Below are 11,176 nucleotides of genomic sequence, written 5' to 3'. Positions count from 1 at the left end.
ACTATCCTCTTCGTCGGCAGCGTCAGATGTGTATAAGAGACAGGCCCAGCCCCCGCCCCCCGCCCGCGCGTAGCGTCGCGACGCGGTCAGCCCACCAGCATCCGCTTCAGCTCGCGGGCCGCCCTCGGGGGAGCCACGTCCGTGCGGTGGGCCAGGGCCACCGTGCGGCGCAGCGGGGACCCGGCCAGCGGGGTCGCCCGCAGACCGGGACCGGCGCGGTCCACCACCATCGCCGGGACCACCGCGATGCCCAACCCCGCCCGCACGAAGCCCAGGACCGCGTCCATCTCGCCGCCCTCCACGGTGAAGACCGGCTCGAAGCCCTCCGCGCGGCAGGCCGTCACGGTCAGCTCCCGCAGGTCGTAGCCGTGCCGGAACATCACCATCGGCTCGTCGCGCAGGCCCCGTATGGTCAGCTCGCCGCCCCCGCCCGGAGCCGGCCGCTCCGTCGACGAGACCACCACCAGGTCCTCCGTCAGCAGTTCCACCGTGGTCAGGGCCGGAGCCGAGGGCGGCAGCGGCAGCGCGATCAGGGCGAGGTCCAGGGCCCCGCGCGCGAGTTCCCGTACGAGGTCCAGCGAACCGCTCTCCTCGATCAGCAGCTCGATCCCCGGATGCGCGGCGTGGAAGGCGCGCAGCACGTCCGGCAACAGGCCCGTGCACACGCTCGGGGTGGCGCCCAGCCGGACCCGCCCGCGCCGCAGCTGCGCCAGTTCCTGCACCTCCAGCCGCGCGGTGTCCGCGTCCGCCAGGATCCGCCGGGCCAGCGGCAGCAGCGTCTCGCCCGCGTCGGTGAGGGCGATGTTGCCCCGCGCCCGGCTGAAGAGCTCGGCCCCCAGTTCCCGTTCGAGCGCCTTGATCTGCTGGGAGAGCGAGGGCTGGGCCACATGCACCCGCTCCGCGGCCCGGGTGAAGTGCCGGGTCTCGGCGACGGCCACGAAGTACAGGAGCTGCTGGAACTGCATAAGCCCAGCGTAACGCCTTGCATAGGCAGTCCCTATGGATTTGAGCTCCTCCATGTCTTGGACCTTTCGGGACCTCGGTCCCTACCGTCGGAGGCATGGCTCTGGCAACGCGGACGGGTCGACGGCCGTCCACCACGCGCACGCTCTGGGACTCCTCCGTCGGCAAGAAGTCCGTAATGGCTGTCTCCGGCCTGGTGATGCTCGGCTACCTCGTCGCGCACATGCTCGGCAACCTCAAGATCTTCTTCGGGGCGGACGAGTTCAACGGCTACGCCCACTGGCTGCGCACCCTCGGCTCGCCCTTCCTCCACCACGAGTGGGCCCTGTGGATCGTCCGCGTCGCCCTCCTCGCCGCGGTCGTCGCGCACGCCGTGTCCGCGTACCAGCTCAGCCGCCGCGACATCAAGGCCCGCCCGGTGAAGTACGCCCACAAGCGCCGCCGCGCGAGCTACGCGACCCGCACCATGCGCTGGGGCGGCATCATCCTCGGCCTCTTCATCGTCTGGCACCTGCTCGACCTCACCACGCTCACCGTCAACGAGCGCGCCTGGGCGGGCCACCCGTACGAGAACGTCCTCGCGACCTTCTCCACCTGGTACGGGAACACGATCTACATCGTGGCCATGGCCGCCCTCGGCCTGCACATCCGGCACGGATTCTGGAGCGCCGCCCAGACCCTCGGAGCCGGCAACGCCCGGCGTGACCGGGCGCTGAAGTCCCTGGCCAACACCCTGGCCCTCGTCCTCTTCGCGGGCTTCGTCTCCGTGCCCGTCGCCGTCATGACCGGAGTGGTGAGCTGACCATGAGCAACGACTACGCCCACTACACCGAAGGCGAGCCCGTCGCCGACACCAAGGCCCCCGAAGGCCCGATCGCCGACCGCTGGGACCGCCGCCGCTTCGAGGCCAAGCTGGTCAACCCGGCCAACCGCCGCAAGCACACCGTCATCGTCGTCGGCACGGGCCTCGCGGGCGGAGCGGCCGGCGCCACCCTCGCCGAACAGGGCTACCACGTCGTCCAGTTCTGCTACTCCGACTCTCCGCGCCGCGCCCACTCCATCGCCGCCCAGGGCGGGATCAACGCCGCCAAGAACTACCGCAACGACGGCGACTCGGTGCACCGCCTCTTCTACGACACCGTCAAGGGCGGCGACTTCCGCGCCCGCGAGTCCAACGTCCACCGCCTCGCCCAGATCTCCGTCGAGATCATCGACCAGTGCGTGGCCCAGGGCGTCCCCTTCGCCCGCGAGTACGGCGGCCTCCTCGACACCCGCTCCTTCGGCGGCGTCCAGGTGTCCCGTACCTTCTACGCCCGCGGTCAGACGGGCCAGCAGCTCCTCCTCGGCGCCTACCAGGCGCTCTCCCGGCAGATCGCCGCGGGCAACGTCGAGATGCACGCCCGTACCGAGATGCTCGACCTGGTCGTCGTCGACGGTGTGGCGCGCGGCATCGTGGCCCGCGACCTGATCACTGGCGAGATCTCCACCCACTACGCGGACGCGGTGGTCCTGGCGAGCGGCGGCTACGGCAACGTCTTCTACCTCTCCACCAACGCCATGAACTCCAACGCGACCGCCGTCTGGCGGGCGCACCGGCGCGGCGCGTACTTCGCCAACCCCTGCTTCACCCAGATCCACCCCACCTGCATCCCGCGCACCGGCGACCACCAGTCCAAGCTCACCCTGATGAGCGAGTCCCTGCGCAACGACGGCCGCATCTGGGTCCCCAAGGCCCAGGGCGACACCCGCCCCGCCGCCGAGATCCCCGAGGCGGAGCGCGACTACTACCTGGAGCGGATCTACCCCTCCTTCGGCAACCTCGTGCCCCGCGACATCGCCTCCCGCGCCGCCAAGAACGTCTGCGACGAGGGCCGCGGCGTCGGCCCGGGCGGCCAGGGCGTCTACCTCGACTTCGCCGACGCCATCCGCCGCATGGGCCGCGACAAGGTCGCCGAGAAATACGGCAACCTCTTCGAGATGTACGAGCGGATCACCGCGGAGAACCCCTACGAGGTCCCCATGCGGATCTACCCCGCCGTGCACTACACGATGGGCGGACTGTGGGTCGACTACGACCTCCAGACCACCGTCCCCGGCCTGTTCGCGATCGGCGAGGCCAACTTCTCCGACCACGGCGCCAACCGCCTCGGCGCCTCCGCCCTGATGCAGGGCCTCGGCGACGGCTACTTCGTGCTGCCCTCCACCATCAACGACTACCTCGCCCGCCACCCGCACCAGGATGCCGTCGACGACACCCACCCCGAGGCGGCCGCCGCCGTACGGGAGGTCCGCGACTGCCTCGCCAAGCTGCTCGCCGTCGACGGCGACCGCACCCCGGACTCCTTCCACCGTGAGATCGGCGAGCTCATGTGGGAGTACTGCGGCATGTCCCGCACCGAGGAAGGGCTGCGCAAGGCCCTCGCCCGGATCCCGGAGATCCGCGAGGAGTTCTGGCGGCGCATCAAGGTCCCCGGCAGCGGCGAGGAGTTCAACCAGTCGCTGGAGAAGGCCAACCGCATCGTCGACTACCTCGAACTCGCCGAGCTGATGTGCCTCGACGCCCTCCACCGCGCCGAATCCTGCGGCGGCCACTTCCGCGAGGAGTCCCAGACCCCGGACGGCGAGGCCGCCCGCCGCGACGAGGAGTTCGCCTACGCCGCCGCCTGGGAGTACCAGGGCACCGGCGCCGCCCCCGTCCTGCACAAGGAAGACCTCGTCTTCGAGTACGTCCACCCCACCCAGCGGAGCTACGCATGAAGCTCACCCTGCGCGTCTGGCGCCAGCGCGGCGCCGACGCCCCCGGCCACATGGCCTCGTACGAGGTCGACGGGATCTCCGAGGACATGTCCTTCCTGGAGATGCTCGACACCCTCAACGAGGACCTCATCCTGCGAGGTGAGGACCCGGTCGCCTTCGACCACGACTGCCGCGAGGGCATCTGCGGCGCGTGCAGCCTCGTCATCAACGGCGACGCCCACGGCCCCGAGCGCACCACCACCTGCCAGCTGCACATGCGGTCCTTCACCGACGGCGACACCATCGACGTCGAGCCCTGGCGGGCCGCGGCCTTCCCGGTGGTCAAGGACCTCGTCGTCGACCGCGGCGCCTTCGACCGCATCATCCAGGCCGGCGGCTACATCACCGCCCCCACCGGCGCAGCCCCCGACGCGCACGCCACCGCCGTGCCCAAGTCCGACGCCGACTTCGCCTTCGAGCACGCCGAATGCATCGGCTGCGGCGCGTGCGTGGCGGCCTGCCCCAACGGCTCCGCGATGCTCTTCACCTCCGCCAAGGTCAACCACCTGAACGTGCTTCCGCAGGGCTCGCCGGAGCGCGAGACCCGGGTGCTGGACATGGTGGCCCGGATGGACGAGGAGGGCTTCGGCGGCTGCACCCTGACCGGGGAGTGCGCCACGGCCTGCCCGAAGGGGATCCCGCTGCCGTCGATCGCCGCGATGAACAAGGAGTGGCTGCGGGCGGTGCGCAAGGGCCCCCGCTGACCGCTGGTACGGGAGGCGCGTCGCGGGCACCGTCCCGCGACGCACCGCCCCGTCCCCTCACGCGGCGCAGGGCCGGGCCCCGCCGCCGCGCCACCGACCCCCGTACGGGCGCCCGCGGCCGGGTGACCGCCGCCGGACCGGGTCCCCGTCCCGGCCCGATCGGCCACAAGAAGCTCGTCATCACACCGGCTCCCGCCCCGGCACCCCGGTCCGCCGGCCGGGCGCCCGTACGGGCCGTACGCCGCGCCCGGCCCTGCGGGGCGCCGGGGTAGCCGGGCGTCCGGCCCTGCGCCGATCGGCTGACCGGCGCGGCCCACCCCGCGCCGCGCCCCGGAGGCGCCCGGGCCATGGGGGACAGTGGCCCCATGCCAGAAGCCCCCGTCGGGTCCGGACCGCGCCGCCGAGCCGTTCTGGCCGCCGCCCTCGCCCCGCTGACCGCGGCCGGCTGCTCCGGCGGGGAAGACCCCCGCGCCCCCGCCTCCGGCCCGCAGGCCGGACCCAAGGACGCCCTGATCATGGTGATCCGGCACGCGGAGAAGCCGTACGCCGGTGACTCCGGCTGGGACGAGGAGGGCGAGGACGATCCCGGCTCGCTGGCCGGCCGCGGCTGGCGCCGGGCCGAACAGCTCCCGCGCCTCTTCCCGCCCGCCAAGGGCTCCTCACTGCCCCGGCCCGCCGCCGTCTTCGCGGCCGGCGGCAAGGACGGCGCCCCCGCGCGGTGCAGGCAGACCGTCGCGGCGCTGGCCACCGCGCTGCGCACCCCCGTCCGCCGGGAGTTCGCCCTCGGCGCCGAACAGGCTCTCGTCCAGGCCGCGTTGGCCGCGCCCATGCCCGTACTCGTCTGCTGGGAACACACCGGCGTCCCCCGCCTCGTCCGGGCCCTCGGCGCCCATCAGGTCCCCGGCACCCCCGCGACCTGGCCCGACCGGTACGACCTCGTCTGGATGTTCACCCGCCGCCGGGGCCAGTGGAGCTTCCGCGAACTGCCGCAGCACCTCCTGCCGGGGGACGCGTAGGCCTAGGGATGTTCCAGCGGTCCCGGTAGTCCGCATGGGTTTCCGGTCGCGAGCATCTGCCCTGTGTTCAAACGGTGTTGGGGTAGCGGCGGCGCCCGCGGGAAGCATCACGGGTGTGCGCCGAACCCCTGCCGCCCTGGCCGTCCTCGTCGTCACCCTCACCGCCGCCGCCTTCTGCCTCCTCCTCGCGCCCGGACCGACCGCGACCGCCGCCCCTGCCCCGGCCACCGAGACCCGTCGTGCCGGCACGGTCCGGCTGACCAGCTACGCCACCCTGCCCGCCGGGAACGCGTCCATCTGCGAGGGCGACGCGTACGGCAACGCCGTCCTCGTCCGCGGCCCGGTCTCGGACACGGCCGACCTCGACCTGACGGTGGGCGGCGAACGCGAACCGATCACCGTGCCCTGCGCCCTGGCCTCCCTGCCGGACCGGCCCACCTGGTCCTGCTCGGTCCACCTCTACTGGGACGACGGCACCCTCGCCGTCCCCGAAGCCGACCGGCTGGCCGAGCAGGCCCGCCGGTGGCTGGACGACGGGTCCGCCGTCGTCCTCGGCGGGGACTTCAACCACTCCCCGCGCACCGCCACGCCGTCCCGCTTCTACCTGGCGGAACGAGGGGACGGCGCCCACGGGGACTTCACCGAGTCCGACGAGAGCGACCCGGAGTTCTTCGACCCCGCCGTCTGCCCGCCCGCCACCACCTCCGCGTGCCGATCGGGCGAGACGACCTTCGGCGCGAAGAAGCTCGACTACCTCTTCTTCAGCGCCCCGCACTTCCGGGCCGCGAGCGCCGACGCCCTCCCCCTCGACACGGCGGTCTCGGACCACAACCGGCTGCGCGTCTCGGCCACCGCCAACTGACCGTTACCCCTGGTCCCTGTCCGGGCCGCCGAGCGCCCGTGCCAGGTACGCCGCCGTGCGGCCCCCGCCCGCCGCCGCCACCTGCGCCGGGGTGCCCTCCGCGACGACCCGGCCGCCCGCCGTACCGCCGCCCGGACCCATGTCGATCACCCAGTCGGCGCCCGCCACCACCTCCATGTCGTGCTCCACGACCACCACCGAGTGCCCGGCGTCCACCAGCCCGTGCAACTGCCGCAGCAGCACCCGCACATCGGCCGGGTGCAGCCCCGTCGTCGGCTCGTCCAGCAGGTACAGCGTGTGGTCCCGGCGCAGCCGCTGCAGCTCCGTGGCCAGCTTGATCCGCTGCGCCTCGCCGCCCGACAACTCGGTGGCCGGCTGCCCCAGCCGCAGGTAGCCCAGCCCGATGTCCTCCAGCGCGCGCAGACTCCGTGCCGCCGCCGGGACCTGCGCGAAGAACCCGGCTGCGGACTCCACCGTCAGCGCGAGCACCTCCGCGATGTTCAGGCCCGCGTAGCGGACCTCCAGGGTCTCGGCGTTGTATCGCGCGCCGGCGCAGTCGGGGCACGGGGCGTACGTACTCGGCAGGAACAGCAGCTCCACCGAGACGAAGCCCTCACCCTGGCAGGTCTCGCACCGGCCGCCCGCCACGTTGAAGGAGAACCGGCCCGCCTTCCAGCCGCGGGCCTTGGCTTCCGGCGCCGCCGTGAAGAGCCGCCGCACCACGTCGAACAGGCCCGTGTACGTGGCCAGGTTGGACCGCGGGGTCCGGCCGATCGGCTTCTGGTCCACCTCCACGAGCCGCCGGACGGGAAAGTCCGGTTCCGCGAGCCGCTCCCCGACCTCCCGGGCCAGCGCCTGCCCCACCAGCGTGGACTTCCCCGAACCCGACACCCCGGTCACGGCCGTGAACACCCCCAGCGGGAAGCGCGCGTCCAGCCCCCGCAGGTTGTGCCGGTCCACCCCGGTCAGCCGCACCGCGCCGGTCTCCGTGCGCACCGGCCGGGGCGCCCCGGCGGACTCCCGCGCCGCGAACAGGTGCCGGGCCGTCGCCGACCCCGCCACCCCCTCCAGAGCCGCGGGCGGCCCGCTGTGGAGGACCTGCCCGCCGTGCTCCCCGGCCAGCGGACCCACGTCCACCAGCCAGTCCGCGTGCCGCACCACGTCCAGCTGGTGCTCCACGACGAAGACGGTGTTCCCGGCCTCCTTCAGCCGGTCCAGTACGCCGAGCAGCGCCTCGGTGTCGGCCGGGTGCAGCCCCGCCGACGGCTCGTCCAGCACGTACACCACCCCGAACAGCCCCGACCGCAGCTGCGTCGCCAGCCGCAGCCGCTGCAGTTCGCCCGCGGAGAGGCTCGGCGCGGTCCGGTCCAGGCTCAGATACCCCAACCCCAGCTCCGTGACCGGCCCGATCCGGGAACGCAGGTCCTCGGCGAGCACCCGGGCCGCCTCCCCGTCCAGGGTGGCGGCGGCGAGCACGCCGTCCAGGTCGGTCAGCGGCATCGCGGCCAGCTCCGCGATGCCGTACCCCGCGAAGGTCACGGCCAGCGCCTCCGGACGCAGCCGCCGCCCCTCGCACACCGGACACGGCGAATCGGTGAGGAACCGCTCGGCGCGCGCCCTCAGCGTCGCGCTCTTGCTGTCGGCGAAGGTCCGCATGACGTAGCGGTGCGCGCTCATGTACGTGCCCTGGTACGGCCGTTGGATCCGGTCGGCCTCGCGCACCGGGTGCACGGTCACCACCGGCTGCTCCTCGGTGAAGAGGATCCACTCGCGGTCCTTCGCGGGCAGCTCCCGCCACGGCCGGTCCACATCGTGGCCGAGCGTCTCCAGGATGTCCCGCAGGTTCTTGCCCTGCCAGGCGCCGGGCCAGGCGGCGATGGCACCCTGACGGATCGACAGGGCCGGGTCGGGTACGAGGAGTTCCTCGCTGGTGCGGTGGATCCGGCCGAGCCCGTGGCACGAAGGGCAGGCGCCGGAGGCGGTGTTGGGCGAGAAGGCGTCGGAGTCCAGCCGCGGCGCGCCCGGGGGATAGGTGCCGGCCCGGGAGTACAGCATCCGCAGCGAGTTGGACAGCAGGGTCACCGTGCCGACGGAGGAGCGGGAGCCGGGGGAGGAGCGGCGCTGCTCCAGGGAGACGGCCGGCGGCAGCCCGGTGACGGAGTCCACCTTCGGGGCGCCGATCTGGTGGATGAGCCGGCGGGCGTACGGGGCCACCGACTCGAAGTACCGGCGCTGGGCCTCGGCGTAGAGCGTGCCGAAGGCGAGCGAGCTCTTGCCGGACCCGGACACCCCGGTGAACACGGTCAGCGCGTCGCGCGGGATGTCCACGTCGACGCCGCGCAGATTGTGCTCCCGGGCGCCCCGGACCCGTACGAAGGGGTCGCGGGGGGCCTGGTGATCGGTGAACTGGTGCATTCGCCTCAGTTTAGGCCTCGTCGGCGGTGCGCCGCGTCAGTGTCGGACGACTGCCCCCACCTCATCGCGGCATGCCGACTGCGCCGGGACGGGGCCGGCTCATGCCCCGGGCCGCCGGGTCGCCCTTATGAGGAGCAAGGCGATGTCGTCCGTGCGCGGCCCGGCCTGCCGGGCGTGCCGCAGCAGGGCGTCGGCCACCTCGTCCAGGTCTTCTCTTCGGCCGGGGGCCGCCGCCTCGGACCGGTCGAGGTGCCGGGCCAGGCTCAGGGTGTCCGCTTCGATGTCGGCGCCGGGTGTTTCGACCAGGCCGTCGGTGTAGAGGACCAGAAGCGCGCCCGGCGGGAAGGGGATCTCCCGCGTGGGGTACTCGGCGGACGGCTCGATGCCCAGCAGCAGCCCGGGGGGCACCTGCAGTACCTCGGTGGCTCCACCCGGGTACCGCAGCAGGGGTGGCGGATGGCCGGCGCTGGCGAGGAGGGCCCGCCCGCGCACGAGGTCGATGTGGGCGATCAGGCAGCTGGTGAAGAGGCCCGGGTCGAGGTCGGTCAGCAGCCGGTTGGTCCGGGCGAGGATTTCCGCGGGCGGTGTGCCGGCCGTGCCGTGGGCGTGGACGGCGGTGCGGACCTGTCCCATCAGCGCGGCGGCGTTCACGTTGTGGCCCTGGACGTCGCCGATGGCGGCGAGGACCGTCGACCGGGTGGGGCGGATCAGGTCGTAGAAGTCGCCGCCGATGTCCATGCCGTGCCCGGCCGGCCGGTAGCGGGCGGTGACGTCCAGGCCCGGGACGGGCGGCAGCGTGTGGGGGAGGAGTGCGGTCTGCAGGGTGCGGGCCAGGGCGTGCTTGGCGTCGTAGAGGCGGGCCCGGTCCAGCGCCTGGGCGATCAGCCCGGCCAGCGAGGTCAGCAGGGCCCGTTCGGCGGGCGGGAAGGGACGGGGCTGGTCGTACGAGAGGATCAGCGAGCCCACCGAGTGGCCGGAGGCGGTCAGCGGCAGGAACGCCCAGGCGTTGCGTCCCTCGTGATGGGGGGCGGTGGGGTGGGCGCGGCGGAACTCCTCGTAGCTGGAGAAGAAGACCGGGGCACCGGTGGTGAGCACCTGCGCGTTGGTGACGCTCGACGTGAGCGGCGCGCCGTCGAATCCTCCGATGAACCCGGGCCGGTAGCCGCGGTGGCCGACGATCCGCAGCCGCCCCTCCTCGACCGTCATGAGGACGAGGCCTTGCGGGCCGAGTGCCGGAACGATCTGATCGGCCAGCCGCTCCGCCACGTCGCGGACGCCGACGGCCTCGGCAAGGGCCGCGGCCAGGTGGGTCAGGTGGTAGAGCCCCAGGGCCCCCACCGGCTCCTGGGCCGTGTGCGGAAACAGTGCCGTGGACGGGGAGGGGGCGAAGGCGGCGTGGTCGGCCGCCCCGGAGGCGACCGTCGCGGCGGGGGAGATGTGCAGGCTGATGCCGCGCGCGTCCGGATAGAGCTGGAAGAACAGGCGTACGTCGGGTGGGCGCACCGCGGTGAAGCCCGTCGGCCGACGGGCCACCACGGCGGCCCGGTAGCGGTCCTCGACGAGGGGATCGCGCAGCCACGGCAGCACCTCCCAGGGGCGCCTGCCCAGGAGCTGCGGCGCTTCGGCGCCGACCAGGTCGGCGCCTGCCGCGTTGATGTAGGTGATCTGGCCGTCGAGGTCCAGTGCGCAGCAGCCCAGGGGCATCCGTTCGGTGAAGTCGAGGGCGGCCGCCGCCCGTGCCGGGTCCTCCTGCCGGCGCACCCGTGCGGGGACGAAGCGCGGGTCACCCTCTGGCGGCCACTCCCCACCGGCCTCCAGGCCCTCCGCCGCAGCCTGCCGCAGAGCCTGCCCCGCGCGGCCGGCGAAGGTCTCGAGCGCCACCCGCTCCTGCTCGCTGAGCCGTGGCGGATGCCAGACCGGCCACAGCAGGACGAGGCCGCCCCGCACATCGTCGTCGCCGTCGCCGTCGGCGAGCGGAGCCGCGGCGAGGAGGAACTCGTACGGGAGCACCAACCCCAGCCGCGGATACCGGCGGGCGACCTCTTCCTGGCCGCCGCCCAGCCAGACCAGCCGCCGCTCGCGGACCGCGTCCGACACGGGGACGGCCTCGTCGAGGGAGACCCGCGCCCACGGGGCGGTGATGGGCGGGGGCGCCCCCGCCACGAGCCCGAGCCGCAGGACCCGCTCGCCCCACCCCAGGAGGTAGACCATGCCCACGGAGGCGCCCGTCTCCTCCACGAGGTCGGCCAGGGGCCCGTCCAGCCGGTCCAGACCACGGCCGGACGTCCAGTCCGTCCAGTCCGTCCTGCCCGTGTGCCGCACGGCCGCTCACCCGGACCCGGGAGGAATATCGCCCATAAGAGGACGATAGTCCCGGGGCTCGGCAGCGGCAGGTACTCGGACGGTCCGTGTCCCGTCCG

Annotated in this window: 8 protein-coding genes; 5 read left to right on the top strand and 3 right to left on the bottom strand. The window is 73.5% G+C overall.

The window, feature by feature from the left end:
• Positions 1-86: 86 nt before the first annotated feature.
• Complete coding sequence (locus tag IF88_RS0137020) at positions 87-965, bottom strand: LysR family transcriptional regulator (RefSeq protein ID WP_030723146.1); 879 nt, start codon at positions 963-965, stop codon at positions 87-89.
• Between the two features lie 95 nt (positions 966-1,060).
• Here IF88_RS0137020 and IF88_RS0137015 point away from each other — a divergent pair, with 95 nt between their 5' ends.
• The 5 genes from IF88_RS0137015 (at position 1,061) to IF88_RS42625 (ending at position 6,341) form a co-directional block, all read left to right on the top strand.
• Positions 1,061-1,765, top strand: a complete 705-nt coding sequence (locus tag IF88_RS0137015) for a succinate dehydrogenase (RefSeq protein ID WP_037808432.1) — start codon at positions 1,061-1,063, stop codon at positions 1,763-1,765.
• A gap of 2 nt (positions 1,766-1,767) precedes the next feature.
• Positions 1,768-3,720 (top strand): fumarate reductase/succinate dehydrogenase flavoprotein subunit, encoded by a 1,953-nt coding sequence (locus tag IF88_RS0137010; protein ID WP_030723144.1) that lies wholly within the window; start codon positions 1,768-1,770, stop codon positions 3,718-3,720.
• On the top strand, positions 3,717-4,463 hold the full coding sequence (locus IF88_RS0137005) for a succinate dehydrogenase/fumarate reductase iron-sulfur subunit (protein WP_030723143.1): 747 nt from the start codon (positions 3,717-3,719) through the stop codon (positions 4,461-4,463). Before IF88_RS0137010 ends, IF88_RS0137005 begins: the two co-directional genes overlap by 4 nt.
• A gap of 365 nt (positions 4,464-4,828) precedes the next feature.
• On the top strand, positions 4,829-5,479 hold the full coding sequence (locus tag IF88_RS48745) for a phosphoglycerate mutase family protein (RefSeq protein WP_234323838.1): 651 nt from the start codon (positions 4,829-4,831) through the stop codon (positions 5,477-5,479).
• 115 nt (positions 5,480-5,594) lie between these two features.
• The gene (locus IF88_RS42625) at positions 5,595-6,341 is read left to right on the top strand and encodes an endonuclease/exonuclease/phosphatase family protein (protein ID WP_051838225.1); all 747 of its coding nucleotides are present in this window, start codon (positions 5,595-5,597) and stop codon (positions 6,339-6,341) included.
• A gap of 3 nt (positions 6,342-6,344) precedes the next feature.
• Here IF88_RS42625 and IF88_RS0136990 read toward each other — a convergent pair whose 3' ends face one another.
• Positions 6,345-8,756, bottom strand: coding sequence for an excinuclease ABC subunit UvrA (locus tag IF88_RS0136990; RefSeq protein ID WP_030723134.1), 2,412 nt, complete (start codon positions 8,754-8,756; stop codon positions 6,345-6,347).
• Positions 8,757-8,855: 99 nt separating this feature from the next.
• Positions 8,856-11,078 (bottom strand): SpoIIE family protein phosphatase, encoded by a 2,223-nt coding sequence (locus IF88_RS0136985; protein WP_051838223.1) that lies wholly within the window; start codon positions 11,076-11,078, stop codon positions 8,856-8,858.
• Positions 11,079-11,176 lie beyond the last annotated feature (98 nt).

It is taken from the genome of Streptomyces sp. NRRL F-2580 (assembly GCF_000720115.1).
Classification (GTDB): domain Bacteria; phylum Actinomycetota; class Actinomycetes; order Streptomycetales; family Streptomycetaceae; genus Streptomyces.
Note: the sequence above shows the minus strand (reverse complement) of the source record. Positions and strands in the feature narration are given on the sequence as shown.